The organism is Pseudomonas sp. 1L-C-7-B-C1, from assembly GCF_057291635.1.
Genome location: NZ_JBXAWH010000011.1, coordinates 141,804 through 167,197, shown reverse-complemented (window position 1 = coordinate 167,197; position 25,394 = coordinate 141,804). Strand labels below are relative to the sequence as shown.

Genomic DNA, 25,394 nt, shown 5'->3' with positions numbered 1-25,394 from the left:
TTCTGTCTGACCATTGAAAAAGGGCGACTTCGGTCGCCCTTTTTTGTGGGCGGGTGTTTTACGGCAGATTCGGCCATTGGCCGGTTGACGATCTAGAAGCTCGTCTCATTTAAGTCTGGACACACTCTGTTCAAATCCTTCAGGTCATGCTAAAACCTTCAAAGCGCTTTACCTAGCTGCTTGAAAAAGAAGGGAAAAATATGACGAAGTCGGAGTTGATCGAACGAATTGTCACCCATCAAGGACTGCTCTCATCCAAAGATGTGGAGTTGGCCATCAAGACCATGCTTGAGCAGATGTCGCAGTGCCTTGCGACGGGCGACCGTATTGAAATACGCGGCTTCGGCAGCTTCTCGCTGCATTACCGCGCGCCCCGCGTAGGCCGTAATCCAAAGACAGGTCAGTCTGTCAGCCTCGACGGCAAGTTTGTCCCTCACTTCAAGCCAGGCAAAGAGCTCCGCGACCGGGTGAACGAAGAAGAGGAGCATGAGCTCCAATAGCTCTTTGAGGGGTTCTCATGCGAAATGTAAAGCGTCTGATCTTTTTAGTTATCGCCCTGTTGATCGCAGCGGCGATTGTTGTATTTGTGCTGGAAAACCAGCAAGCCGTTGCACTGGTGTTCTTTGGCTGGAATGCGCCCGAGCTGCCTGTCGCCGTGCCGGTGATCTTTGCACTGCTGGTGGGCATGCTGATTGGCCCCCTGTTGGTCTCAATCGCGCGTCTGCGCAGGAAGCCCAAAGCGTCACGTCTGCCCTGATAGAATCCCGCGCGCCAGACACCTCAACGCTTGCGTTGAAGATAATTACAAGCGCACTTATAACTAATCTCCTTTTTTAATGCCTAACCCACGCCTCAAGCTTTCAGGCGCGAGGGTTGCGTGCAGTTCGTTATTCGAGCTGCTTCTACTGAACAGAGGAACCTTCGGGTTTTTTCGTCGCATAGGTTTTTACACATGAGTTCCGACTATCCCGCTCTGCAGACTCGCTGCTTCAAGGCCTACGACATCCGTGGCCAAGTGCCCAATGACCTCGATGATGACATCGCGTACCGCATCGGTCGGTCCATGGTTCTTGAACTGGGTGCCAAAAATATCGTTGTAGGCCGAGACATGCGTCTTGAAAGCCCGGCTCTCGCTCAGGCATTGATCAAAGGCATTCAGGAAGCCGGCGCCGATGTCATCGACATCGGCCTGTGCGGCACCGAAGAAGTCTACTTCGCCACCAGCCACTACGATGCAGACGGCGGCGTGATGGTCACAGCCAGTCATAACCCGAAGGGTTATAACGGCATGAAGCTGGTCCAGAAGTCGTCCCGTCCCATCAGTGGTGATACCGGCCTCGATGCCATTCGCCAGCGCGTGGATGCGGGCGACTTCGGTCAAGTGGCGGCTCAGCACGGCAGCGTCCAGTCCAAGCCGGACAAAACCGCCTACATCGAGCACCTGCTGACCTACGTCAAAGGTGCCGACCTTCGTCCACTGAAGATCCTCGCCGACCCGGGCAACGGCGCTGTCGGTCCTGCACTGGACGCGATCCGCTCCCAGCTGCCTTTCGAGTGGGTGATCATCAACGCTGAACCGGATGGCAATTTCCCCAACGGCGTGCCGAACCCGCTGCTCCCGGAAAACCGCAGCATCACCCGCGACGCGCTGCTCAAGCACGGCTGTGACCTGGGCCTGGCGTGGGACGGTGACTTTGACCGTTGTTTCTTCTTTGACGAGCAAGGCCGCTTCGTTGAGGGTTACTACCTGGTGGGCCTGCTGGCCGAAATGCTGCTCAAGCAACACCCCGGCTCGAAAATCATTCATGACCCACGCCTGACCTGGAACACTATCGATCAGGTCAAGCAGGCGGGCGGTACGCCGGTGCTGTGCAAAACCGGCCATGCGTTCATCAAGGAGCGCATGCGCCTGGAAGATGCCGTGTATGGCGGCGAGATGAGTGCTCACCACTACTTCCGCGATTTCGCCTACTGCGACAGCGGCATGATCCCGTGGCTGCTGGTCGCCGCGCTGATGTCCGTGTCCGGCAAGAAGTTCTCGCAACTGGTTGATGAGCGCATGGCGGCCTACCCGTGCAGCGGCGAAATCAACTACAAGGTTGAAGACGTCAAATCCATCATCGCCAAGATCCTGGAGCACTACACGCCGTCTTGCTCGAACATCGACGGAACCGACGGCATTAGCCTCGAGTTCGCCGAATGGCGCTTTAACCTGCGCGGCTCGAACACCGAGCCCTTGCTGCGCCTGAACGTGGAAAGCCGCCGTGATCCTGCCCTGGTAGAAGCCAAGGTCAAAGAGATCGAAGCGCTGATCAACGGCAAGTGATGCACCTGGCCCACGGCCCTGCTGACTGAATGGCAGGGCCGCGAGTCAATCGTCTACAATGGCGCCGCTGCCACGCAGCGGTCGTCATGATGGACGGCGAATCTTTATGTGCATGGATCGGATATGACCAGAAAAATCCTGGTAACAGGGAGTTCGGGATTTTTAGGAACAGCGCTGGTTGACCACCTTGCACACCTGTCTGACGCGCACATTGTCGCGGTCAGCAGACAAGCGACGACCCACTCTTCTCCAACCGTTACGACGGCCATTGTTGCCGGGCTGAATGCCGACACCTCATGGCAGACAGTCCTACACGACGTCGATACGGTCGTTCATGCGGCAGCGCGTGTGCATGTCATGCACGACACGGCCGCTGACCCGCTTTCGCTGTACCGGGAGGTCAACACCCTCGGCACGCTGCATCTGGCGGAGCAGGCCGCTGCAGCCGGTGTCCGGCGCTTCATCTTCATCAGTACGATCAAGGTCAACGGCGAATCAACGGCACGGGGCGAATGCTTTCGTGCGGACGACGCTCCCAATCCGAGCGATCCCTACGCCATTTCCAAGCACGAAGCGGAACAGGGCCTTCTGACCCTCGCAAAGACCTCTAAGATGGAAGTGGTGATCATCCGTCCGGTCCTGGTGTACGGGCCCGGGGTCAAAGCCAATTTCCTGCAACTGATGCGCACGTTGCGCAGAGGTGTGCCGTTACCCCTCGGTTCAGTGAACAACGCACGCAGTCTGGTTTCGCTGGATAACCTGATCGACCTTATCCAGGTTTGCATCGATCATCCTGCTGCCGCGAATCAGGTTTTTCTGGTCAGTGATGGCCGGGATTTGTCGACCACTGAACTGGCCAGCCGCCTCAGCGCGCACCTGCGTGCATCCGGTTGGCTCATTCCGGTCCCCGAATCCCTTATCATGCTCGGCGCCACCCTGTTGGGTCGCAAATCCGCGGCCGAGCGGGTGCTGGGATCGCTGCGGGTGGACATCAGCAAAAACCGCGAGCGGTTGCAGTGGCAGCCCCCGGTATCGGTAGAGGACGGCTTGAAGAAGACCGTCGAGCATTTTCTGGTTACGGATCGAGCATGAACTATTGGTGGGTCGCGGTTGCTGTTGTGGTCTTTTCGTTTGCGCTGACGCATGTATTGCGATGGTATGCGCTGCACAAGAGCCTGATTGATATTCCCAACGGCAGAAGCTCCCATACGATTCCGACGCCGCGCGGCGGCGGTGTGGCGATTGTCATCAGTTACCTGGTGGTGCTGGTCTGGATGGTCTCTACAGGACTGTTGGGGCGCGACCTGTTTCTGGCCATGTTTGGCGCTGGCGCATTGATCGCCGCACTGGGGTTTCTCGACGATCATGGTCATATCGCAGCGCGATGGCGTCTGCTGGGGCATTTTTTTTCTGCGGTGTGGGCGTTGTTCTGGCTGGGTGGTCTTCCTGCGATCAGCGTGTTCGGCATGACGCTGGCGCCGGGCTTGATCGTTAACGTGCTGGCGGCGTTCTATCTGGTGTGGCTGCTCAATCTGTACAACTTCATGGACGGCATCGATGGCATTGCCAGCGTTGAGGCGATCTGTGTCTGCGTGGGCGCGGCGATCATCTACGCGCTGAGCGGCTTCGCCTCGCTGGTGTGGCTGCCGGTCCTGCTGGCGTGCGCAGTGACGGGCTTTCTGTTCTGGAATTTTCCCCCGGCAAAGATCTTCATGGGCGACGCCGGCAGCGGATTCCTCGGCATCATGCTGGGCTGTCTGTCACTGCAGGGCACGTGGATTTCCTCGCAGTTCTTGTGGGTATGGCTTATTCTCCTCGGGGTTTTCATCGTAGACGCTACGGTAACCCTCATCCGTCGGCTCGTTCGGGGCGACAAGGTCTATGAGGCTCACAGAAGTCACGCTTATCAATTCGCCTCGCGACGTTTTGGCAAGCACCTTCCGGTGACGTCCGCAGTCGGTGTAATCAATCTGTGCTGGCTGTTGCCGGTCGCTGTGTGTGTCATCCGTTTCAAGCTGGACGGCGCACTCGGCGTGATCATTGCTTACGCTCCACTGCTCGCTCTGGCGGTCCTGTTCAAAGCAGGGGCGCTTGAAAAGAGCTGAGTGTGGACATTGGCGCTGAAGCTGTTGATCCGAATCCCCGGCGGGACAGGAATCAATGGTCAGCGCTGGGGTCGACTGGAAGGAGTTTGAACGCGTGCTTGAGGGGAAAATGGAGAAAATTCGTACTTCGCTGCTGGCGCTGCCTCGCCGGCACAAGCGGATCATGCAGGTCGCCGCAGACGTCTGTCTGATCTGGTTTGCCTTGTGGATGGCGTTTGTCGTCCGCCTGGGCATCGACGAACTCATCAACCCCCTGGAAATCCACACCTGGCTGTTCGCCTGTGCGCCGGTTGTTGCTATCCCGCTGTTCATTCGTTTCGGCATGTACCGCGCGGTCATGCGCTATTTCGGCAATGACGCGCTGATCGCGATCATCAAGGCTGTCAGCCTCTCGGCGCTGATTCTCGGGTTTATCGTCTACCTCTACAGCAACCACCAGCATGTGGTGCCGCGATCGGTGATGTTCAATTACTGGTGGCTGAGCATGGTCATGATTGGCGGACTGCGCCTGGCCATGCGTCAGTATTTCCTGGGGGACTGGTTCTCCGCCGTTCGCCATGTTCCGTTTGCGACCCGGGACGATGGGCTGCCCAAAGTGGCCGTTTATGGTGCCGGTGCGGCGGGTAACCAGTTGGTTGCCGCATTGCGCATGGGCCGGTCAATGCGTCCGGTGGCATTCATCGACGACGATGATTCGATCTCCAACAGGGTCATTTCCGGGCTGCAGGTTTACAAGCCCAAGCACATCCAGCAGATGATCAACGTCACGGGCGCGCAGGAAATCCTGCTGGCGGTCCCGTCCTCGGCACGGGCGCGCAGACGGGAAATTCTGGGCTTTCTCGAGGGCTTCCCGCTGCACGTGCGCAGCGTGCCGAATTTCTCTGATCTGGCCGCGGGACGGGTGAAGGTCGACGATCTTCAGGAAGTCGACATCGCCGACCTGCTCGGTCGCGACGCAGTGCCTGCCCAGGAAGAATTGCTCGAACACTGCATCAAGAATCAGTGCGTGCTGGTGACCGGGGCGGGGGGCTCGATCGGTTCGGAGCTGTGCCGGCAAATCCTGCTCCTGAAGCCGACCACGCTGTTGCTGCTCGATCACAGCGAATTCAACCTGTACACGATCCTCACCGAGCTGGAGCGACGCGTCGCTCGGGAGTCGCTCAAGGTCAAAGTGCTGCCCATTCTGGGTTCGATCCGCAATCACGCCAAGCTGCTGGACGTGATGAAAACCTGGCAGGTCAATACCGTCTACCACGCGGCGGCTTACAAGCATGTGCCGATGGTCGAGCACAACATTGCCGAGGGCGTGCTCAACAATGTGGTCGGTACGCTGAATGCTGCCCAGGCGGCGCTGCAGGCGGGCGTGGCCAACTTCGTGCTGATTTCAACCGACAAGGCCGTGCGCCCGACCAACGTGATGGGCAGCACCAAGCGACTGGCCGAGCTGACGCTGCAGGCGTTGAGCCGCGAAACCGCGCCGGTGATGTTCGGCGACCGCTCCAATGTGCATCAGGTCAACAAGACGCGATTCATCATGGTGCGCTTCGGCAACGTGCTGGGTTCCTCCGGCTCGGTGATTCCGCTGTTTCATCAGCAGATCAAATCCGGCGGGCCGCTGACGGTCACGCACCCGAAGATCACCCGCTACTTCATGACTATCCCGGAAGCCGCGCAACTGGTGATTCAGGCAGGTTCCATGGGGCAGGGCGGCGACGTGTTCGTGCTCGATATGGGCGAGCCGGTGCGCATCATCGAGCTGGCGGAGAAGATGGTGCATCTGTCGGGCCTGAGCATTCGCTCGGAACACAACCCGCAAGGCGACATTGCCATCGAATTCACCGGGCTGCGGCCTGGCGAGAAGCTCTACGAGGAGCTGTTGATCGGCAACAACGTTGCGGCGACTCGCCACCCGATGATCATGAGCGCCCAAGAAGACTTCCTGTCGTGGGACGTCTTCAAGCAAAGCCTCTCGCATCTGCTCAAGGCGCTCGACGATGACGATTACACTCGCGTTCGGCAGATCCTCGGTGACACCGTCAGCGGCTACGCCCCGGAAGGCGATATCGTCGACTGGATTCATCAGCAGCGTCGTCGGGAACCGTAAGCGCACGCGTCGCGGAAACCTTTTCTTACTCAGCCAAACCGGGCCTGAATCGGGCGGGAGCCCCATATATACCGGGCCTGCGGGCCGGGACATATCCGGTCACCGATCCCTGCATTGACGCACTGCCGCCATCGGCTAGGTTTGGGAAGCAGCTCAGGAATGCTGCTTCCACTTACGATGCCCATGGAGCATGACTCATGCGTACTTCTTATCTGTCCTCCTTGATCTTCGCGCTGCTGGCGGGTACATCCCTCGCCGTGAATGCCGCGACTTCCGCCGCCCCTGCCACCACGCCGGCAGACGTCGCCAAGCCTGCGATTTCCGCTCCGCTGGGTGTGCAGGGCTCAAAGGTCAATCTCAACGCCGCCAGTGCGGAGACCCTGCAGAAAGAGCTATCAGGCATCGGCGCCGCCAAGGCCAATGCCATCATCGCGTACCGTGAAGAGCACGGCGGCTTTACGGCCGTCGACGAGTTGATCGAAGTGAAAGGCATTGGCAAGGCGCTGCTGGACAAGAACCGCGACAAGCTGTCGATTGACTGAAACCCCATGAGCCTGAGGCCGATCACTGATCGGCCTTTTTCATGCCTGCAATAACTCAAAGCTCGCCGTTCGCGGACCGATCAGAAAAATGACGATCGACATATGATTTTTTAAATTACGGGCGTAATATCCCTCCGCAGCTACGCTCACTTACCCGTGGAGAACGTTCATGACGAGTCAAAATCAAGGCAAAGCTGTCATCACCGGCGCATCGTCGGGCATTGGCTTCACCTACGCGGACCGCTTGGCACAGCGCGGATTTGATCTGATCCTGGTGGCCCGTGACCAAGCGCGCCTGGAAGCGCTGGCGACGGATCTGCGCGCGAAACATTCGATCAATGTCGAGGTGGTGAAAGCCGACTTGATCCAGCCCGCAGACGTCAGTGCCCTCGAGCAACGGCTGCGCACGGACGCATTGATCACGCTGCTGGTGAACAACGCCGGGGTTGCACTGAGCACGCCCCTCGCTGAATCGGATATGGGCGAAGTGGACCGTCTGATCCAACTCAATATCGTTGCGCTGACCCATCTGGCTTCAGCCGCAGCGGCCGGTTTTGCGACGCGCGGTACCGGGGCGATCATCAACATCGCGTCCGTGGTGCCACTGTTGCCGGAACGCTTCAACGCGGTGTACGCCGCCAGCAAGGCGTATGTGTTGAGCCTCACCCAGTCGCTCGCCGCCGAGATGAGCGAAAAGGGCGTGCAGGTTCAGGCGGTAATGCCCGGTGCCACACGTACTGAAATCTGGGAGCGCGCGGGCATGGACATCAATGCCTTCCCGGCGGAGATGGTCATGGACGTCAACGAAATGGTCGACGCCGCCTTGGCCGGGTTTGATCAGAAGGAGCTGGTCACCATTCCATCGCTGCCCGATGCCGCGCACTGGCAGGCTTTCACCCAGGCACGCCTGGCGCTGGGCCCGAATCTGTCGCTGCAGCACGCGGCGCAACGTTACAAAACGGCGGGCGCTTAACGGTGCCGGCCACTGCCAAAAACGAGGAAAAGGTGAACCCATGAGTGAGCGTCGCATCGTAGTGACGGGTATGGGGCTGGTAACGCCATTGGGCTCCGGCGTCGAAGCGGTATGGAAGCGGTTGCTCGAAGGCCGCTCCGGCATTGTGCAGTTGCCTGAGCAGACGGTGGCTGATCTGGCGGGGAAAGTCGGCGGCCCGGTGCCGACGCTGGAGCAAGACCCTGAAGCCGGATTTGATGCTGACGCTGCCGCGCCGCCCAAGGAGCAGAAGAAGATGGACCGCTTCATCCTCTTTGCCCTGGGCGCTGCGCAACAGGCAGTCAAGCAGGCGGGTTGGGCGCCGTCCACCGAGGAAGAACGCGAACGCACCGCGACCATCATCGGCGCCGGCGTGGGCGGTTTCGGTGCCATCGCCGAGGCCGTGCGCATCACGGATACCCGTGGGCCGCGGCGTCTGTCGCCGTTCACCATTCCGTCGTTTCTGGTCAATCTGGCAGCCGGGCATGTGTCGATCCAGCACGGTTTCAAAGGCCCGCTGGGCGCTCCGGTCACCGCATGTGCAGCGGGCGTCCAGGCGATCGGCGATGCCGCGCGGCTGATCCGCAACGGTGAAGCGGACGTGGCCATCTGCGGTGGCGCCGAGGCCTGCATCGATCGCGTTGCCCTGGGTGGCTTCGCGGCGGCGCGGGCGCTCTCCAATGGCTTCAACGACACGCCGGAGCGCGCTTCAAGGCCATTCGACCGGGACCGCGACGGCTTCGTCATGGGCGAGGGCGCGGGGATCATCGTCATCGAAACCCTGGAGCATGCACTCGCCCGCGGCGCCACGCCCATTGTCGAACTGGTCGGTTACGGCACCAGCGCTGACGCCTATCACCTGACGGCCGGGCCGGAAGATGGCAGTGGTGCGCGCCGGGCAATGCAGGCAGCGATCCGTCAGGCTGGCATCCAACCTGCCGACGTCCAGCACGTCAACGCCCACGCCACGTCCACCCCGGTGGGGGACAAGGGTGAAATGGCGGCGATCAAAACGGTGTTTGGTGACCAGAATGGTGTTGCGGTGACGTCGACCAAATCAGCCACCGGGCACCTGCTCGGCGCAGCAGGCGGTATCGAGGCAATCTTCACGGCGTTGGCGATCCGCGATCAGATCGCGCCGATGACGCTGAATCTGGAGAACCCTGACGAGGCGGCAACAGGCATCGACATCGTCCACGGCAAGGCACGTCCGATGAACATCGAGTACGCACTGTCGAACGGTTTTGGCTTCGGGGGCGTGAACGCCAGCGTGTTGTTCCGTCGCTGGCATCCCTGAGAGGCCTCAGTGAACTAAATGTGACGCTTCCCTGCCGCGAAGAGGGCAGGGAAGTGAGGGTCAGCCTTCGATCAGTTGCTTGAGCTGATCGCGGGTGGTCTCGAGGATTCGCTCGGCCAGCGCCGGATCTTTCGCGCTGCGCGCCAGCACCATCGCCCCCACCAGCCCGGACATCAGCATCACGCTCTTGTCGCTGCTTGGCCCGTCGGCCGGCATTCCGGCTTCGAGGGTGGCGAGCATGCGGTTGATCAACTCGTCGGTGATCTCGCTCGGTTGCCCGCGCTGGCCCAGCTCGGACGCCATGGTCGGCAGCGGGCAGCCCTTTTCCGGATGATCGCGATGGGCGGTCGACAGGTACAGGTCGATGAACGCCTGGGTCGAGCTGTCTTCGGCCAGTTTCTCGGCCCGTGAAGCATGCAATTGATCAACGGCACATCGCAGGGATTTTTCGACCAGGTCGTCCTTGGATTTGAAATGGGCGTAAAAACCGCCATGGGTCAGTCCCAATGCCTTCATCAACGGCTGCAAACCGGTGGCGCCAATGCCGTCACGGCGAAAGCGCGCGGCGGCTTCCTGAAGGATGCGCTGGTGGGTCTGGGCTTTGTGATCTTCGGCGTAACGCATGGAGCGAGCCTCCCGATTGTGGCTCTTGAAATGGTGGTCGACATTTTTACACGTCTGACAGGCCCGCGCAGTAGCCACGTTGGATCGCGTGTCGCCACCGGTCAGAGCGCCTCATTTACAGCCCGCTGATGACGACGGCGTCACAGCGCCTTTATTTCGGCCCCATCATTTTCGCCAGCGCCTCAGGCCGGGGCGCGCCTTGTTGCTGCTGGAGGTGTCCGGCCTCGTCCTTGTGGAAAATCGACGGGGTGGCCGAAAGGCCCATGTCTTCCATCAGTTTCATGTTGGCGTCGAGTTTTGTCTGGATGTCTTTGGGGATGTTTTGCATGGCCTTGAGCGTGCTGGCTTTGCCCGCCTGCTCGTGGTTCTGCAGGGCGACTTCCGGGTTCGCGTCGGCCAGCAGGCTCGCGGCTTTGGCGGCGCTGTCCTCGCGGATCACGCCGACCATGATGTGGCGCAACTGTACTTTCCCCGATTTGACCCATGGCCGCGCCTGCTCCCAGAACAGGTTGCAGTAGGGGCAGTTGGCGTCGCTGAACAGGTAGATGATTTTGGGCGCAGTTTTGGCACCGTCGGCGATCCAGGTGCTGTTTTCCATGCGGCTCCACATCGCCTCGGCCATTGGCCCATAGACCAGTTTCTGCAGGGGCGCGGTGCTCAGGTCTTCGCCTTTTTCATTAAACAGATTGCCGGCGAGCACATGCTTGCCGTCAGGGGTCAGGTACAGCGCCATGCCCTGATCCTGGTACTCGGCGGCGTAACCCTTCAGTCCGGCCGGCGCGTCGAAGCTGCCTTTGATAGTCGCGCCCTTGGCCTCCAGTGCCTTGATCGGAGCGGGCAAGTCTTCGGCGTGAACCAGCGAGGCTGGCAGGCTGAGCGAAACGGCGACGGCGATGAACGCAGGGTGAATAAAATTCATGGAATGATCCTTTGCTGTGAAGACGGGGTGGAAGAGGAGACAGGCTGGCCGAAACCGTCCAGGTAATGTTTCAGGCTGGCGCTGGACAGTTCGCCCAGATGCCCGTCCTGTTGTCGGCCGTTCTCGCCGTAAAACAGCGTCGTGGGCAGGGCGGCTGATCCGGCATGTCGACCCAGATCACCGCTGTCATCGAACAACATGTTATCCAGTTGCAGACCCTGGCTGCCGAGAAAGGCCGCCACGTCACGTGGGCTTTCTCCCTGATTGACGAACAGAAACGCGACGTCGGGATTAGCCTGTTGCGCGGCTTGCAGGACTGGCATTTCCCTCCGGCAGGGCGGGCACCACGTCGCCCACAGGTTGATCACCAGCTTGCGCCCGACGTAGTCGCGCAAGTGAACGCGCTCGCCCTTGTCATTGCGAAACGCCAGATCCGGCAGCGGGGCATCCTGACGAACGCTTTCGACCGCCAGACTGCTCAGCCACCAGAACAGCAATCCGCTGGCGACGCCCCACCCCAGTGGCCTGCGCTGCAACGGTCGCCGCCACACCATCGTGACGGCGCTGGCCACAACGGCGATCACGCCGGGCCAGGTACTGAAGCCGCCGTCGCGGATATCGACGATGCGCAGCGGGTCACTCTCATACTGCGGCCAGTAGCGCGCGACGAACGCCAGACGCGCCACCAGAAGCCCGAACATGAACAGGCCGAACACGGCGCGTTCCGGGTTGATCCTCTGCTTGCGGCCACTGATCCAGCCGACCAACGTCGCCAGCGCGAGGGCAACGAGCAGCAGCAGATGGTTGAGCGACAGGGCGAACGGCCCGACGGAAAAACTCAGCATCAGCCACGCCCCCGGGTCGTCTGCCAATGCTGCAAAAAGCCCTCAAGGTCGACTTCGCCGGTGATTCGCCGATCACGCCTTTCGCTGCCGTCCGGTGCGATCCACACCAGCGTCGGCGGGCCCAGCACGTTGAAACGAACGAGCAGCGCGCGGCTGGCGTCGTTGTCGGCCGTGACATCAAGGCGCAGCAGGCGCACGCCGTTCAATGCCTGCAGGGTTTCAGCCTTGGCGAACACGTTCTTCTCCATGATCTTGCAGGACACGCACCAGTCGGCGTAGTAGTCGACCAGCACCCACTGCCCGGCGGCTACGGCGGCGGCGAGTTCCCGGTCTAGGGCCTGCGGGTCCTTGATAGTGGTGAATGCATCATGGGCCTCAATCGCGGTAGACGAACTCGACCCGCTGTAGAGCTTGAGCGGCTGCCAGGGATCGTCGCCGCCCGCCGCCGCGCCGGTCACCATCATCACGCCCCACAGCCCCACGACCAGGCCGATGGGTGCGCAGAGGAGTGAGGCGCGTGGCAGCAACCGGGTCTGCAGGATAGCGCTATAAGCAACCACAATCAGCAGCACGCCGAACAGCGCCAGCCACAGCACGTCGGCGAGCAGCGGCCGGATCATGATCAGCGCCGTGCCCAGTAGTAGAAACCCGAAGAGGCCTTTGACCAGGTTCATCCAGGCCCCCGGTTTAGGCAGAAAACGCGTGCCGACCGTGACCAGCAGCAACAACGGCAGGCCCATGCCCAGCCCCATGACCAACAACACCAGGGCGCCATGCAGCGCATTGCCGCTCTGGGCGATATACAGCAGCGCGCCCGCCAGTGGTGCGGTCATGCAGGGGCCGATCATCAGTCCCGACAGCGCGCCGAGAACAGATGCGCCCAACAGACTGCCACCGTGGCGCTGACGCCCGGCCTTCTCCAGACGGTCGCGCAGGAAACCCGGCAACTGCAGCTCGAAGAAGCCAAACATCGGCAGCGCAAGCAGCACAAACAGCACCGCGAAACTGCCCAGCAGCCACGGCTGTTGCAGGGTCGATTGCAGGTTGCTGCCCAACAGCGCGGCGACCACGCCCAGCCCGGCATAGATCAACGCCATGCTCAGCACGTAAACGCCGGCCAGCGCAAAACCTCGTGCCGGTCTCGCGCCGCTGCCGACTACCACGCCGGCCAGGATCGGCAGCATCGGCAGTGAACACGGGGTGAACGCCAGCAGCAGACCCAGCCCGAAAAACGCCAGCAGGCTCAGGGCCAGAGAACGTTGCGCGAGGCCACTGGCCAGCGCTTGATCTTCAGCCTGATCGCCGACTTGAGCGTTGGCGGGTTGTCCGTTGCCGCTGCCCACACTGACGGGCTCGCTTTGCGGGGGATAACACAAGCCGGCATCGGCGCAGCCCTGCCAGCTCACTTTGATCTGACCACTGGCCGAGGCCGGAATCGTGAGTTCAAGGGCTTGCCGATAAACCTGCTGCTGGCCGAAATACTCATCGTGATGATCTTCACCGGTCGGCAGGACGGGCTGCTGTTCCTTGTTCAGTCCTTCGAACCTGAGCCGTTGCTGGTACAGGTAATAGCCGTCCGCAATTTGCCAGTACAGGCGGGTTTCCCCGGACGCCAGGCGTTCCGGGGTGAAGATAAACGCTTTATTGGCCGGCAGAAAATCCGGCTTCTCGCTGAAGAGTGAGGGGCCGGTCCTGGACGGGAAAGTGTCGCCGCCGGGCAGGGCCTGCGCCAGCAGCGGGAAAAGGATCAACATCACCAACCACAGATTACGCATGCATTCTTTCCATCCTTAGTGAATGGGGCCAAGCCTGCGCAGTGGCGATTAACAGTCGATTAACCCGATGGGGCGCGTCGTGTCTGCGGCGGCTCGTGCATAATCCGCCGTTAATCCCTCTGCGCTTCAATCGCCTTTTTTTCGGGGCCGACCATGCACGTACTGCTTTGTGAAGACGACGACCTGATTGCCAGCGGCATCGTCGCAGGCCTCGATGCCCAGGGCCTGACGGTGGACCGCGTGGCCACGGCCTCGTCCGCCCGGGCGATGCTGTCGGCCGCACATTTCGACGTGATGATTCTCGACCTCGGCCTGCCCGATGAAGATGGCCTGAAGCTGTTGCGCCAGATTCGCCAGCAGGGCGTGGAAATCCCGGTGCTCATTCTTACCGCTCGCGATACCGTCACCGACCGTGTCGACGGCTTGCAGGCCGGCGCGGACGATTACCTGCTCAAGCCCTTCGACTTGCGTGAACTCAGCGCGCGTCTGCATACCCTGGTGCGCCGCATGGCCGGGCGCAGCGTCAATGTGATCGAACATGGGGTGCTCAGCTATGACCCGAGCAGCCGGGAAACCCGCCTTGCCGGTCAGCCGGTTGATCTGTCCCGCCGTGAACAGGCCCTGCTGCAAGCGTTGCTCAACAACAGCGGGCGCGTGCTTTCGGGCGAACAGCTAAAAGACTGCGTGTACGGCTTCGGCGACGAAGTGGAGAGCAACGCCCTCAATGTTCATATCCACCACCTGCGGCGCAAGCTGGGCGGCCGTATCATCGAAACTGTCCGCGGGCTCGGTTATCGGCTCGGCCCGGCCGGTCATGATTCGGAGCCCACGCCATGATGAGCCTGCGCACACGGCTGAGCCTTATCCTGGGCTCGGCGTTCATTCTGATCTGGGTGCTGGCGGCGGCGTGGATGCTGCGCGACTTGCGCACGCAGATGATGCAATCCCTCGATCAACGCCTTGAGGCCTCGGCGCGGATGGTGGCGGGGCTGCTCGAACAGATGCAAATGCCCACCGGCAGCGACACTCGCTCGCTGCGGGCCGATGATCCGGCGTTGCCCAACGGCATGGCCTGTCAGTTGAGTTCCCTGCGCGGGCAAGTGCTGGCGCGCACCGATAGCTCGCCGAGCGAACCGCTGAAGGCCGATGCCAGCGGCTTCCATGACCAAATGATCAACGGCGACCACTGGCGCGTGTACACGATGATGCATGACAACGTGCGGGTGAGCACTGCCGACCGCCAGATCGAACGCGATGTGCTCGGGCACTCGGTGCTGCTGGCGGCATCGGTGCCGGTGCTGGTCGCGCTGTTCGGCAGCCTGGCGCTGGTCTGGTTCGGCATCGGCCGGGGGCTGGCGCCGCTCAACCGCATGCGCGATGCGTTGAATCGTCACAGCGCCGATTCGGTCGAGCCACTGGACGTGCCCAACCTGCCCAGCGAACTTCAGCCGCTGCTGAAAAGCCAGAACCAGTTGTTTCAGCGTATCGCCCAGACCCTTGAGCGCGAACGTCGGCTGACCGGCGACGCCGCCCATGAACTGCGCAGCCCGCTCACGGCCATCAAGACCCATCTGCAGGTGGCGCGGATGACCGACGGCCAGAAGCGCGACACGGCGCTGGCCCATGCGGAGGAGGGCGCTGACCGCATGCACCGCACCCTCGAACAGCTGCTGTTGTTGGCCCGTGTCGAGGGCAGCCTGTCGTTCGATGATGGCGTGCAGTGCGATGCCGAGCAGGTCGCGCGGCTGGCGATTCACGATGCCAGTCACGGCGATGAACAGCGCATCGAACTGATCCTTCCGTCGCAGTTGTCCAGCGCTGCACTACAAATGCCGGCGGCGCTGGCGGTGGCCGCACTGCGCAATCTGCTGGACAACGCCCTGCGCCACAGCCAGGCCGCGGCGCAGGTGGAACTGAGCGTTGAAACCTTCGACGGGCAGGCGCATTTCCGCGTTCGCGATCATGGCCCCGGCATTCCCGAGCCGGACCTGGACAAGCTCACCCAGCGCTTCTGGCGCAACGGCAAAAGCCCTGGCGCGGGCCTGGGGCTGGCGATCGTTCAGGCTATCGTGCAGCGTTGCGCGTGTTCGCTTCGCTTTGACAGCCGTCATGACGGTTTGCGGGTGGAGCTGAGCATGCCGTTGCGGCGCGATGTCGCAGGCGAGTGACGTGTGGGAAGGGTCTGAAAGTGGAGTCGGCCTGCCGTTGCACATCAGGCCGACTGTTGGCTGAATGTCCGCTACTCCGGCATGGCCGAAGAGTGATGGGAGGTAATCAGCCACTCGTTATCAACAAGTGCGTAAGTGAAGGTGTAACGTGCCTGGACTTCTGAGTTATCGCTGAAACGAAACGTGTACAGGCCGGTATCGATTGCACTGTTGCAACTTGTAATAACAGTGCTGCTGTCGAGGGTGCCGAACGGCTTCTTTCTAAGAAACGTGTTGAAGTAATCGAGTTTGCCGGCAAGGTCTGTTCTGGGCCGGTTGGAGAGGGTCGGAAGCAGCACGGCGTCGGACGTGTAGTTCGCGGCGACCTTACGAGAATCGCCGGTTTGCAGTGTGTTGTTCCAGCGTTCGAACAGGATTTTCGCTTGCTGCTGATCAAGTGTTGCGCAGTGTGCGGGGGCGTTGTTTGCACTCGCGTAAGTGCTGGCAGTGAGCAGTGTGATGACGGCAAAAGTCTTGAGCATGCGTTACCTTCCATGGGCGGTTCAATGTGGGTCGAGAGCCTAAGGGAGGACGACTTAAAGTTGTACTGCCGTGGATTTACAATACGTTTCGTGAACTAAATCAGCCGTCTCTGATGTGGGAATTGTCCGATTGATTAAGTAAGAAACGTGGCTGATTTACCCAGGAAGTTAACCCGGTTTGAAACTTCGATGATCCCGGCCCGAGGGCTTTTGGTCCGACAAGCCTTTGATTCTGCTCTCCAATCCCGGACAATCCCGCCCCTTTCCCTGTAGAGAACCGGTCAGGGGCGCCGACTGCCATGTTTTTTCGACGCGCTTTTGACCATGTAGCTATCACCGGCAACGGAGAATCGACCGGATGAATGATCAGGCCAACAGCGTCGAACACACCGTCGACGCCGCACCCGCGAACGTGACGACCTGGAACCGCAACGACACCACCTGGATGCTCGGGCTGTTCGGCACCGCCATCGGCGCGGGCACGTTGTTTCTGCCGATCAACGCGGGTATCGGCGGGTTCTGGCCGCTGGTGATTCTGGCCGTGCTGGCCTTCCCGATGACCTTCTATGCGCACCGCGGGCTGACCCGCTTTGTGCTGTCGGGCCGCAATGGGGCGGACATCACCGAGGTGGTCGAGCAGCATTTCGGCAAGAAAGCGGGTGCCTTGATCACCCTGCTGTATTTCTTCGCCGTGTTTCCGATCCTGCTGATCTACAGCGTGGCGCTGACCAACACCGTGGGCAGCTTCATGGAGCACCAACTGCATGTGCCGCCGCCGCCCCGCGCGCTGCTGGCGTTCGTGCTGATCCTCGGCCTGCTGGCGGTGGTGCGTTGCGGTGAGCAGATCATCGTCAAAGCCATGAGCCTGATGGTGTACCCGTTCATCGTGGCGCTGCTGTTCCTCGCCGTGTTTCTGATTCCGCACTGGAACGGCGGCATTCTCACCACGGCAAGCAGCTTTCCGGCACCTTCGGCACTGCTGCACACGCTGTGGCTGGCGATTCCGGTGATGGTCTTCTCGTTCAACCATTCGCCCATCATTTCGGCATTTGCCGTCGACCAGAAGCGTCAATATGGCGAGCAGGCCGAACCGCGCAGCTCGCAGATCCTGGCCCGCGCCCATCTGCTGATGGTGGTCATGGTGCTGTTCTTTGTCTTCAGCTGCGTGCTGACCCTGGCGCCGGAGCAACTGGCGGAAGCCAAGGCGCAGAACCTGTCGATCCTGTCCTATCTGGCCAACCATTTCAGCAACCCGACCATCGCGTTTGCCGCGCCGCTGATTGCTTTCGTCGCGATCACCAAGTCGTTTCTGGGCCACTACATCGGCGCCAGCGAAGGCCTAAAGGGTCTGGTGTTGAAAACCGGCCGCCGTCCTTCACCGCGTACGCTTGATCGCCTGACCGCAGGCTTCATGCTGGTGGTCTGCTGGCTGGTGGCAACGCTCAACCCAAGTATTCTCGGGATGATCGAAACCCTCGGCGGTCCGGTGATCGCGGCGCTGCTGTTCCTCATGCCGATGTACGCCGTGCGCAAAGTGCCAGCCATGCGCCGGTATGCGGGAAAGCTGTCGAACGTGTTTGTGGTGGTGGTCGGACTGATCTCTATCTCGGCGCTGGTTTATTCGTTGTTGCAGTGACGCTCCAAGGGCGGCGGAGGGCAGATCGTCCGTCGTCCTGAAGCTGCGCGCTGCGGGATAGCCAGCACCGCTCGTGTGAGCATGAACGGGATGGCGCAACCCATGGCTCAAGAAGACGGGATTTCATCACTGAAAATTCGGGGAATGTACCGACCTCTTCGCGAGCAAGCTCGCTCCTACAGTTGGGCACCGACAACGCAGACTTCTGAGTTGAGTGAGAGACCGTTGGCCTCCGGCCTGGGTCCGGATAATCGCAAAGTCGGTCAGCAAACGCCGATCATGTGGGAGTGAGCTAGCTCACGAAGACGGTGGTCTGGCCGCAGTGGATCCACTGCCCGGCCCGGTCTTCTCAAATCGCCGCCACATTGACTTTGCCAATTGCGTCGCCCCATGATCCTGCTCGTTTATGATCGATTCAGCCCTTTATCGAGGCCTCATGTCTGCCAACCCTGAAGCATTCCCCGGTGAGCGTCAGCGTTTGATCACCGAGCGTCTGGCCGTGCAAGGTCGGGTGATCGCCGCAGAGCTGGCGACCGAATTCAATGTGTCCGAGCATTCCATTCGTCGCGATCTGGGCGTTCTGGCGTCCGCCGGCCTGTGCAAACGCGTGTACGGCGGGGCGATTTCGCTGGCGTCGGACGGCCCGCTGGCGGCGCGTGTCGAGCACGAGCCGGGGCGCAAGCGGCAGTTGGGCGTCGCGGCGGCGAGATTGATAAGCGCCGGGCAACACGTATTTATCGACGGCGGCTCGACCAACCTGGCGATCGCCAAAGCCCTTGATCCGCATATGGCGCTGACCGTCACCACCAATGCGCCGCTGATCGCCGTCGAGCTGATGAAGCTGCCGGCAGTGGAAGTGATTCTGCTGGGCGGGCGCTTGAGTCCCGTCGCGGGCAGCACCTACGGCTTCACCACGATTCAGCAACTCGCCCACTTCAATTTCGATCTGTGCTTTCTCGGCGCCTGTGCCCTGGATGCGCTGAAAGGCGTGACCGCGTTCGACATGGACGTTGCCGAGTTCAAGCGCGCCGTGGTGGCGCGCAGCGGTCAGGTGGCGGTGGCCGTGATCAACGAGAAGCTTTCCAGCATCGCGCACTATCAGGTCGCGCAGTGCGAGGAGGTCGGCGCGCTGGTGGTCGAACACGACGCGCCCGCCGACCGGCTGGAGCTGTTTCGCGGCAAGGTCGCGCAGATCGTCACGGCGCAGGCAGCGCACTGAGCAGCGTCGACTCCTGCCAGGCGACGGTACGATTGCGGCCCTGGTGCTTGGCGGCATACAGCGCGGCGTCCGCGCGTTTAACGAAATCTTCCATGCTCTGGCACTCCTGCGCCCGACAACCGTAAACCCCCAGGCTGATGCTGACGATGCCAATCGGATTGCCCTGATGTTCCAGGGCTCGCGTGAGCACAGCCAACCGAATCTTCTCCGCCAGACTCACGGCGCCGTGCATATCGCTGTAGGGCAGGAACACGGCCATTTCTTCCCCGCCGTAGCGCACCGCAAGGTCGCCAGTGCGGTTGAGGTTGCTGCGAATGCACTCGGCCACGGCGACAATGCATTTGTCGCCGGCGACGTGGCCATAGTTGTCGTTGTAGCTCTTGAAAAAATCGATGTCGATCATGATCAGGCTCAGCGGATGCAGGTTCGGCTCACCGTTGCGAAACTCCAGACTGAGAATCTCCTGGAAGTGCCGTCGATTGGCCAGGCCGGTCAGGCTGTCCTGTAGCGCAAGCTTTTCCAGCGAGTGGCTGGCAATGCGCAGTTGTGATTCGGCATTGAGCCCGAAGCGGATCTGCTGGAACAGCAAGACGCCAAACAGCAGGTTGGCGACCACCACGCAGATGATGATCGCCAGCGAGCGCCACGCATACTGCCGCCACTCGTCGAGCACTTCGCGCTGGGACAGACCGGCGAGCACCACCATCGGGTAGCGGTCCAGTTTCTTGTAGCCGTACAGGCGTTGTTCGTGGTCGAGCATCGACACGACGTTTGCCGTGCCTTCGTAGTGTTCCTTGACATAAAGCCGGAACAATTCGCCGTCGCCGATAGAGGTGCCGCGCACGTTTTGAATGAGCGGACGTCGTGCCAGCACGGTCCCGTCGGCCATGGCCAGGGTGATGACGCCGTGCTTGCCGATGTCGAAGCGCTCAAAGAACTGTTCGAAGTAGTTCAGTTCAATGGTGGCCAGCACCACACCGGCGAAGTTGCCCATCTCATCGTCCACCCTTCGCGACACAGGGATGATCCAGTCGCCGGTGGTGCGGCTCTGAATGGCGGGGCCGATGTGGGGAAGGTTGCTGGCGATGGACCGGTGGAACCGAAAATACTCACGATCGGCATTGTTGGCGTTGGCCGGCATGTGGTTAAGGGAGGTTGCCGCCCAGTTGCCATCCTTGTCATAGATGAACAGACCCTGGATCTGCTGGACGCTGGCGGCGGTGGCGCGCAGATAATCGTGCATGCGCGATCCACTGGCGGCGCCGAAGCCGTCGAAGGAAAGCCGTTCGACCACCGATGACACGGCGATGTGCGCCTGATCGAATGCGTCATCAACGTGTTGCGCCATCGAGCGAGAAAGGTTGGCAACGGTGGTGTTGGCGATTTCCAGCTCGTGAATGCGCGTCTGGCGCAGCTGCCAGACGGTGATGCTGGTGATGGAGATGCACACCAGCAAGGTAAACAGTCCCGCCAGCCACAACACCGGCATGCGTTTGAGTCTTCGGTTTCTGACGCCGAACTCCGATCCTTCTACCTGTCTCAAACCCCACCCTCGCTGACTGCCACGATTTCAGACCCGCCACTGTGACGAACAATCCACTCGTTCGGACACGCAGCATCGCAACAGCGAAACGTCTGACTCACAGCGTAGGACAAGTGCGGGATTTTGAAGGGAAATTTATGGCTTATAAATCATCTGCGGTAGATGCGCTGCTGTGTGGGCGTGACGTGGTTATAGGGCCGTGTGCGAGTTTGGCTGATGTCGACATGTGGGAGCGAGCTTGCTCGCGAAGGGGCCAGTACTTCCGCTAAATGTTCAGCGGGTGGAATGCCGCCTTCGCCAGCAAGCTCGCTCCCACAGGTGTTGCGTTCGGCGGCTACTGCAGCATTCCTGGGACCGAGTGCGAGGTCCCAGGAATCCGCTGAAGGAGCACCCATCAAATCCGACGCCCTTGCACCTCATCCAGATTCGCCTGCCAGTCCTTCTGCGCCGTGGTGGTGTGTTCGGGTATCGGCGCCTTGAGCAGCACGAAGTAGGCGAACGCCGAGAGCAACGCGACGATGGCGCTGACCGCAAAGGCCGTGGCGAAGGTGCCGGAATATTGCACGCTGAAGCCGGTGACGATCGGCGCAATGGAGCCTGCGATGTAGCCGCCGAAATTCTGGATCGAACCCAGTGACGCCACGCGTTTGGTGTCGACCACGGTGTTGACTACCATCCACGCCGTGGCGCTGGACAGGTTGATGCCGAAAAGCGCCAGGCAAAGCAGGGCGACGCAGCCGCTCAGGCCGGTGACGAAGGTCAGCGGCAGGGTGAACACCGCGGCGAATACCAGCCCGCCGATCACTGTGTATTTGCGGCTGTTAAGCACGCCGACGCCGCGCTTGACCAGCCGATCGCAAATCCGTCCGGCGGCAATGGTGCCAATCGCGCCGAACACATAAGCAAATGACACCACCCAGGCGGTTTGGTAGGGGTCCAGGCCGTGTTCGCGCTGGAAGTAGCCGGGCAGCCAGGTCAGGTGCAGCCAGAGCATGTAAATCACGCCCATGAAACCGAGGAAGGTGCCCCAGGTGCTGCGGTGCTTGAACAGGTCCAGCCAGCCGGCGAAGAACGAAGCCTTCGGCGCGGCGTCGGCTTGAACCACCTGAACGGTGGGTTCACGACCCTCGGCCGCCAGTTCCTTCAGGTATTGCGCGCGGCTTTTGTAGAACATCAGCCAGCACAGCGACAACACGATGCCGAGCACGCCGGTGATGATGAACATCCCGCGCCAGCTGAAATTGACCATGAACAGCGTCAACAACGGCGGCGCCAGGCACGGCCCGATGCAGGTCGCCGACCAGACGATCCCCGTCGGCGTGCCGCGCTCGTGCTCCTCGAACCACTCGTTAAGGGTCTTGGCGGCCGATGGAAACATCGGTGCCTCGCCAATCCCCAGCAACACGCGCAGGGCGAAGAAGCCGCTGAAGCTGTTGACGAAGCCAGACGCCGTCTGCGCGATGGACCACACCATCAGCGCGCCGCCCAATGCGATCTTGCTGCCCAGCTTGTCAATGATCATGCCCATCGGCAACTGCGCGAAGGCATAGGCCAGCGAGAACGCCGACAACAGAATGCCCATCTCCGAAGGACTGATCAGCATGTCCTTCTGGATCGTCGTGTTGGCGATGGACAGCGCGCTGCGGTCCAGATAATTGACGATCCCGAACAGCATCAGAAAAACGATGGTGATCGTCTGGTAGGTCTTGAGGGATTTCATTGCGCACCTTTTTTTATTGTTGTGGGGCTTAACGGCTTCGTTCGTGTAGGACCGGCTTCAGCCGGGAAGAGGCCGGTTTGGGCACCATCCATGTTGCGGTGTAACGCTGGAAAAGCTTCCCGGCTAAAGCCGGTCCCACTGAAAGCAAGACAGTTCCCGGCTAAGCCGGTCCCATTGAAAGCCAGACAGCTTCCCGGCTGAAGCCGGTCCTACCAAGGCAGCCCGTCTTGTCAGGTCACCGCACCGATGTGCCAAGGCACAAATTCGTTTTGCCCATAACCGTGCTGCTCGCTTTTGCTGCGGGCGCCGGAGGCGATGTCGAGCATCATCTGGAACACGTACGCGCCGCGTTCTTCAATTGTCGTCGTGCCGTCGGCGATGCCGCCGCAATTGACGTCCATGTCCTCCTGTTGAAATTCGAACACGCGGTTATTCGTGGCGAGCTTGATCGACGGCGTTGGCGCGCAGCCGTACGCAGAGCCCCGCCCGGTGGTGAACGCTATCAAATTCGCACCGCCCGCCACTTGCCCCGTGGCAGAGACCGGGTCATAGCCGGGGGTGTCCATGAACACCAGGCCTTGGGCGCGGACGGCTTCGGCGTATTCATACACGCCCATCAGGTTGGTCGAGCCGGCCTTGGCCACGGCGCCCAGCGACTTCTCCAGAATGGTCGTCAGCCCGCCGGCCTTGTTGCCGGCGGAGGGGTTGTTGTTCAGTTCGGCGTTCATGCGCTGGCAGTAGTCTTCCCACCAATGAATGCGCTGAACGAGTTTTTCGCCGATGGCCTGACTGGCCGCGCGCCGCGTCAGCAAATGCTCGGCACCATAGATTTCCGGGGTCTCCGACAGAATCGCCGTACCGCCCGCCGCCACCAGCCGGTCCACCGCATTGCCCAGTGCCGGGTTGGCGGTGACGCCGGAGTAGCCGTCGGAGCCGCCACATTGCAGACCGACGATCAAGTGCCGGGCGCTGACGCTTTCCCGGGTGACCTGATTGGCCTGCTGCAGCAGCGATTGCACTTGCGCGATGCCGCTGGCGATAGTCTTCGACGTGCCGCCGGTGCCCTGAATGGTGAACGCGCGCAGTTGGTCGCTGGCCTTCAGGCCCTGGCTGTCGAGCATGTCCTGGATCTGGTTGGTCTCGCAGCCCAGGCCCACCACCAGCACCGCCGCAAAGTTCGGGTGCACGGCGTAGCCCGCGAGTGTACGACGCAGCAGGTCGATGGCCTCGCCTTTGGAATCGATGGCGCAACCGGAGCCGTGGGTCAGCGCGACCACGCCGTCGATGTTGGGGTAGTCCGCAAGGGCTTCGGGAAAGATGTCGCGGCGGAAACGGTCGGCGATGGCCCGGGCCACGGTGGCCGAGCAGTTCACCGAGGTCAGAATGCCAATGTAGTTGCGCGTCGCCACACGGCCGTCGGCACGCACGATGCCCTGAAAGTACGCTTCGGTTTTCGGCGTCTCGTGGGCGTCGACCCCAAAGGCGTAGTCACGGGAAAAGTCGCCCATTTCGACGTTGTGCACATGCACGTGCTGTCCGGCCTCGATGGGCTGTGAAGCAAAGCCGATGATCTGGCCGTACCGCCGCAGCGGCTGACCCTGCTCGACCCGCACCGCCGCGACCTTGTGCCCGGACGGAACCGGCTGGGAGACCGTGACGTTTTCTTCGTCCAGGTACGTGCCTCCACTCAGCGCCTGGCGAGCGATCAGCACGTTATCGAGTGGGTTCAGGCGGATGAACAGCGCGCTGCTATCGAACGCGGGCGTTTTGGCGATGAGTTCCATGCGGCCTCTCATGACGGTTGCGGCCTGGGTCAACAGTGCCAGACGCAACTTCCTTCAGGAAGCGGCACCGCGGCTGGCCGGTTATTGTTATGTACGACGTATCAAGCACCCGCTTCAGAGCGCGGACGTTGTCAGCCTATTTTCAGCCACTCTATGAAGCCGGTACGTAATTTCCCAATGAAAGGTTTCGATTGAGCGATAACGCAGGGTTATCGATTCATGGGCCGTCTGCACCGTTAGAAATGGCGCTTAGACACGTGAGCAGCGCCTTCACCGCCGCCGACAGCGGCCTGGCTTTCGACGTCATCAGCCCGAGATTGGCCATGCTCAACGGCAACTCAACCGGCAGAATGGCGATCATGCCGTAACGCGTGTAGTGGTCGGCAACGTCATTGGGCACCACGGCAATCATGTCCGAGGATTCGAGCATCGAGGTGGTTGCCAGAATCGAGCGGGTTTCGACGATGTCCAGCGGCTCAATCAGTTGCGCTGCCTGCAGTGCGTTTTCGACCTGGCGCCGCATCGGGCTGCCGATCGGGTGGAGGATCCAGGTCATCGGCGCCAGCGCCGCCAGCGTCAGTCCGTTGTGGCTCGCCAGCGGGTGCTGCGGCCGGGCGATGATGCGCATGCGCTCGCCCTGTTCGAAGCGCTGAATGTCAAGGCTCTGGCCGTCGAGTTGATCGGGCAGGCGGCCCAGCACCAGATCGAAGTCGCCGCGAATCAGTGCCGGTATCAATTCATCGCTGGTGCCGACTTCCAGGGCGATGCGCACCTTCGGGTGCGCGGCCTTGAACGCCAGCACACCACGGGTCAGCAGTGTCGGCACCGGGCCCATCACTGTGCCGATGCGCACCATCCCTGTAGCCCCCCGTGCCAGCTCGGCCAACTGCGCTTCGGCGTATTCGAACTCATGCAGCGCACCCCGGGCGTAGCGAATCATCACCTCGCCGAACAGCGTCGGTTGCATGCCGCGCGGCAAACGCTCGAACAATTGCACGCCGAGACGATCCTCCAGCTGTTGCAGCAACAAACTGGCGGCGGGCTGGGTGGTGTGAATGGCGGTGGCGGCCTTGCGCAGATTGCCCAGTTCGCCCAACGCGTTGAGCAATGCGATCTGCCGGCTGGAAATTTTCAGCATCGGGAAGGTGCCAGGCAGACCAGCGGAGGATGACGTGTCTGACATATCGGATTTGATATCGATGATTAGGATTTGGCGATTATGCCTGTATCGCGCATTGGCCTACAGTCGGCTATGACTGTAGGAGTGACCGGGGT

At 61.1% G+C, this 25,394-nt stretch carries 22 protein-coding genes; 13 read left to right on the top strand and 9 right to left on the bottom strand.

Features of this window, described 5'->3' with window-relative positions; translation table 11 throughout:
* Positions 1 to 200 precede the first annotated feature (200 nt).
* The 9 genes from ihfB (at position 201) to fabF (ending at position 9,365) form a co-directional block, all read left to right on the top strand.
* The gene (gene ihfB / locus AC0Z8Z_RS17940; RefSeq protein WP_037011901.1) at positions 201 to 500 is read left to right on the top strand and encodes an integration host factor subunit beta; all 300 of its coding nucleotides are present in this window, start codon (positions 201 to 203) and stop codon (positions 498 to 500) included.
* 17 nt (positions 501 to 517) lie between these two features.
* Positions 518 to 757, top strand: a complete 240-nt coding sequence (locus tag AC0Z8Z_RS17935) for a lipopolysaccharide assembly protein LapA domain-containing protein (protein WP_122535647.1) — start codon at positions 518 to 520, stop codon at positions 755 to 757.
* A 195-nt stretch (positions 758 to 952) separates the two neighbouring features.
* A complete protein-coding gene (locus AC0Z8Z_RS17930) occupies positions 953 to 2,326 on the top strand; it encodes a phosphohexomutase domain-containing protein (protein ID WP_485619988.1) in 1,374 nt (457 codons plus the stop codon).
* 123 nt (positions 2,327 to 2,449) lie between these two features.
* Complete coding sequence (locus AC0Z8Z_RS17925; protein ID WP_485619987.1) at positions 2,450 to 3,418, top strand: UDP-glucose 4-epimerase family protein; 969 nt, start codon at positions 2,450 to 2,452, stop codon at positions 3,416 to 3,418.
* Entirely contained in the window at positions 3,415 to 4,431 is a 1,017-nt protein-coding gene (locus AC0Z8Z_RS17920) for an MraY family glycosyltransferase (protein WP_485619985.1), read from the top strand. The genes AC0Z8Z_RS17925 and AC0Z8Z_RS17920 overlap by 4 nt, the downstream gene beginning before the upstream one ends.
* A 109-nt stretch (positions 4,432 to 4,540) precedes the next feature.
* A complete protein-coding gene (locus AC0Z8Z_RS17915) occupies positions 4,541 to 6,535 on the top strand; it encodes a polysaccharide biosynthesis protein (RefSeq protein ID WP_485619984.1) in 1,995 nt (664 codons plus the stop codon).
* 197 nt (positions 6,536 to 6,732) lie between these two features.
* The gene (locus AC0Z8Z_RS17910) at positions 6,733 to 7,077 is read left to right on the top strand and encodes a ComEA family DNA-binding protein (RefSeq protein ID WP_122535643.1); all 345 of its coding nucleotides are present in this window, start codon (positions 6,733 to 6,735) and stop codon (positions 7,075 to 7,077) included.
* Between the two features lie 169 nt (positions 7,078 to 7,246).
* Complete coding sequence (locus AC0Z8Z_RS17905) at positions 7,247 to 8,050, top strand: SDR family NAD(P)-dependent oxidoreductase (RefSeq protein WP_485619983.1); 804 nt, start codon at positions 7,247 to 7,249, stop codon at positions 8,048 to 8,050.
* 40 nt (positions 8,051 to 8,090) lie between these two features.
* Positions 8,091 to 9,365, top strand: coding sequence for a beta-ketoacyl-ACP synthase II (gene fabF, locus AC0Z8Z_RS17900; protein ID WP_172609255.1), 1,275 nt, complete (start codon positions 8,091 to 8,093; stop codon positions 9,363 to 9,365).
* A 60-nt stretch (positions 9,366 to 9,425) separates the two neighbouring features.
* Here fabF and AC0Z8Z_RS17895 read toward each other — a convergent pair whose 3' ends face one another.
* The 4 genes from AC0Z8Z_RS17895 to dsbD all read right to left on the bottom strand — a co-directional run bounded on the left by AC0Z8Z_RS17895 (position 9,426) and on the right by dsbD (position 13,528).
* Positions 9,426 to 9,989: a TetR/AcrR family transcriptional regulator gene (locus AC0Z8Z_RS17895; RefSeq protein ID WP_485619982.1), complete on the bottom strand. Its 564-nt coding sequence runs from the start codon at positions 9,987 to 9,989 to the stop codon at positions 9,426 to 9,428.
* 151 nt (positions 9,990 to 10,140) lie between these two features.
* Positions 10,141 to 10,908: a thiol:disulfide interchange protein DsbG gene (dsbG, locus tag AC0Z8Z_RS17890; protein WP_485619980.1), complete on the bottom strand. Its 768-nt coding sequence runs from the start codon at positions 10,906 to 10,908 to the stop codon at positions 10,141 to 10,143.
* Positions 10,905 to 11,753, bottom strand: a complete 849-nt coding sequence (locus AC0Z8Z_RS17885; protein WP_485619978.1) for a TlpA family protein disulfide reductase — start codon at positions 11,751 to 11,753, stop codon at positions 10,905 to 10,907. Before AC0Z8Z_RS17885 ends, dsbG begins: the two co-directional genes overlap by 4 nt.
* Positions 11,753 to 13,528, bottom strand: coding sequence for a protein-disulfide reductase DsbD (gene dsbD, locus AC0Z8Z_RS17880; protein WP_485619977.1), 1,776 nt, complete (start codon positions 13,526 to 13,528; stop codon positions 11,753 to 11,755). The genes AC0Z8Z_RS17885 and dsbD overlap by 1 nt, the downstream gene beginning before the upstream one ends.
* Before the next feature lie 153 nt (positions 13,529 to 13,681).
* Here dsbD and AC0Z8Z_RS17875 point away from each other — a divergent pair, with 153 nt between their 5' ends.
* Positions 13,682 to 14,365, top strand: coding sequence for a response regulator (locus AC0Z8Z_RS17875; protein ID WP_065993005.1), 684 nt, complete (start codon positions 13,682 to 13,684; stop codon positions 14,363 to 14,365).
* A complete protein-coding gene (locus tag AC0Z8Z_RS17870) occupies positions 14,362 to 15,696 on the top strand; it encodes an ATP-binding protein (protein ID WP_172609250.1) in 1,335 nt (444 codons plus the stop codon). Before AC0Z8Z_RS17875 ends, AC0Z8Z_RS17870 begins: the two co-directional genes overlap by 4 nt.
* A 71-nt stretch (positions 15,697 to 15,767) precedes the next feature.
* On the opposite strand, the gene AC0Z8Z_RS17865 is transcribed toward AC0Z8Z_RS17870, so the two are convergent.
* Positions 15,768 to 16,217 (bottom strand): DUF4440 domain-containing protein, encoded by a 450-nt coding sequence (locus AC0Z8Z_RS17865; protein ID WP_485619976.1) that lies wholly within the window; start codon positions 16,215 to 16,217, stop codon positions 15,768 to 15,770.
* A gap of 358 nt (positions 16,218 to 16,575) precedes the next feature.
* On the opposite strand from AC0Z8Z_RS17865, the gene AC0Z8Z_RS17860 reads away from it, so the two are divergent.
* Complete coding sequence (locus tag AC0Z8Z_RS17860) at positions 16,576 to 17,853, top strand: serine/threonine transporter (protein ID WP_485619975.1); 1,278 nt, start codon at positions 16,576 to 16,578, stop codon at positions 17,851 to 17,853.
* Between the two features lie 436 nt (positions 17,854 to 18,289).
* Positions 18,290 to 19,072: a DeoR/GlpR family DNA-binding transcription regulator gene (locus AC0Z8Z_RS17855; RefSeq protein ID WP_485619974.1), complete on the top strand. Its 783-nt coding sequence runs from the start codon at positions 18,290 to 18,292 to the stop codon at positions 19,070 to 19,072.
* Here AC0Z8Z_RS17855 and AC0Z8Z_RS17850 read toward each other — a convergent pair.
* From AC0Z8Z_RS17850 to AC0Z8Z_RS17835, 4 genes are all read right to left on the bottom strand, one after another.
* Complete coding sequence (locus AC0Z8Z_RS17850; protein WP_485619973.1) at positions 19,050 to 20,561, bottom strand: sensor domain-containing diguanylate cyclase; 1,512 nt, start codon at positions 20,559 to 20,561, stop codon at positions 19,050 to 19,052. The genes AC0Z8Z_RS17855 and AC0Z8Z_RS17850 overlap by 23 nt on opposite strands.
* Positions 20,562 to 21,009: 448 nt before the next feature.
* Positions 21,010 to 22,335 (bottom strand): MFS transporter, encoded by a 1,326-nt coding sequence (locus tag AC0Z8Z_RS17845; protein ID WP_485619972.1) that lies wholly within the window; start codon positions 22,333 to 22,335, stop codon positions 21,010 to 21,012.
* A gap of 230 nt (positions 22,336 to 22,565) precedes the next feature.
* Complete coding sequence (locus AC0Z8Z_RS17840; protein WP_485619971.1) at positions 22,566 to 24,119, bottom strand: UxaA family hydrolase; 1,554 nt, start codon at positions 24,117 to 24,119, stop codon at positions 22,566 to 22,568.
* A 217-nt stretch (positions 24,120 to 24,336) separates the two neighbouring features.
* A complete protein-coding gene (locus tag AC0Z8Z_RS17835) occupies positions 24,337 to 25,257 on the bottom strand; it encodes a LysR family transcriptional regulator (RefSeq protein ID WP_485619970.1) in 921 nt (306 codons plus the stop codon).
* Between the last annotated feature and the right edge of the window lie 137 nt (positions 25,258 to 25,394).

What these genes read in the sequence shown, in the direction of transcription:
- ihfB (WP_037011901.1), top strand. Translation starts at nt 201, where the DNA reads ATGACGAAGTCGGAGTTGATCGAACGAATTGTCACCCATCAAGGACTG.
- AC0Z8Z_RS17935 (WP_122535647.1), top strand. Translation starts at nt 518, where the DNA reads ATGCGAAATGTAAAGCGTCTGATCTTTTTAGTTATCGCCCTGTTGATC.
- AC0Z8Z_RS17930 (WP_485619988.1), top strand. Translation starts at nt 953, where the DNA reads ATGAGTTCCGACTATCCCGCTCTGCAGACTCGCTGCTTCAAGGCCTAC.
- AC0Z8Z_RS17925 (WP_485619987.1), top strand. Translation starts at nt 2,450, where the DNA reads ATGACCAGAAAAATCCTGGTAACAGGGAGTTCGGGATTTTTAGGAACA.
- AC0Z8Z_RS17920 (WP_485619985.1), top strand. Translation starts at nt 3,415, where the DNA reads ATGAACTATTGGTGGGTCGCGGTTGCTGTTGTGGTCTTTTCGTTTGCG.
- AC0Z8Z_RS17915 (WP_485619984.1), top strand. Translation starts at nt 4,541, where the DNA reads ATGGAGAAAATTCGTACTTCGCTGCTGGCGCTGCCTCGCCGGCACAAG.
- AC0Z8Z_RS17910 (WP_122535643.1), top strand. Translation starts at nt 6,733, where the DNA reads ATGCGTACTTCTTATCTGTCCTCCTTGATCTTCGCGCTGCTGGCGGGT.
- AC0Z8Z_RS17905 (WP_485619983.1), top strand. Translation starts at nt 7,247, where the DNA reads ATGACGAGTCAAAATCAAGGCAAAGCTGTCATCACCGGCGCATCGTCG.
- fabF (WP_172609255.1), top strand. Translation starts at nt 8,091, where the DNA reads ATGAGTGAGCGTCGCATCGTAGTGACGGGTATGGGGCTGGTAACGCCA.
- AC0Z8Z_RS17895 (WP_485619982.1), bottom strand. Translation starts at nt 9,989, where the DNA reads ATGCGTTACGCCGAAGATCACAAAGCCCAGACCCACCAGCGCATCCTT.
- dsbG (WP_485619980.1), bottom strand. Translation starts at nt 10,908, where the DNA reads ATGAATTTTATTCACCCTGCGTTCATCGCCGTCGCCGTTTCGCTCAGC.
- AC0Z8Z_RS17885 (WP_485619978.1), bottom strand. Translation starts at nt 11,753, where the DNA reads ATGCTGAGTTTTTCCGTCGGGCCGTTCGCCCTGTCGCTCAACCATCTG.
- dsbD (WP_485619977.1), bottom strand. Translation starts at nt 13,528, where the DNA reads ATGCGTAATCTGTGGTTGGTGATGTTGATCCTTTTCCCGCTGCTGGCG.
- AC0Z8Z_RS17875 (WP_065993005.1), top strand. Translation starts at nt 13,682, where the DNA reads ATGCACGTACTGCTTTGTGAAGACGACGACCTGATTGCCAGCGGCATC.
- AC0Z8Z_RS17870 (WP_172609250.1), top strand. Translation starts at nt 14,362, where the DNA reads ATGATGAGCCTGCGCACACGGCTGAGCCTTATCCTGGGCTCGGCGTTC.
- AC0Z8Z_RS17865 (WP_485619976.1), bottom strand. Translation starts at nt 16,217, where the DNA reads ATGCTCAAGACTTTTGCCGTCATCACACTGCTCACTGCCAGCACTTAC.
- AC0Z8Z_RS17860 (WP_485619975.1), top strand. Translation starts at nt 16,576, where the DNA reads ATGAATGATCAGGCCAACAGCGTCGAACACACCGTCGACGCCGCACCC.
- AC0Z8Z_RS17855 (WP_485619974.1), top strand. Translation starts at nt 18,290, where the DNA reads ATGTCTGCCAACCCTGAAGCATTCCCCGGTGAGCGTCAGCGTTTGATC.
- AC0Z8Z_RS17850 (WP_485619973.1), bottom strand. Translation starts at nt 20,561, where the DNA reads ATGCCGGTGTTGTGGCTGGCGGGACTGTTTACCTTGCTGGTGTGCATC.
- AC0Z8Z_RS17845 (WP_485619972.1), bottom strand. Translation starts at nt 22,335, where the DNA reads ATGAAATCCCTCAAGACCTACCAGACGATCACCATCGTTTTTCTGATG.
- AC0Z8Z_RS17840 (WP_485619971.1), bottom strand. Translation starts at nt 24,119, where the DNA reads ATGGAACTCATCGCCAAAACGCCCGCGTTCGATAGCAGCGCGCTGTTC.
- AC0Z8Z_RS17835 (WP_485619970.1), bottom strand. Translation starts at nt 25,257, where the DNA reads ATGCTGAAAATTTCCAGCCGGCAGATCGCATTGCTCAACGCGTTGGGC.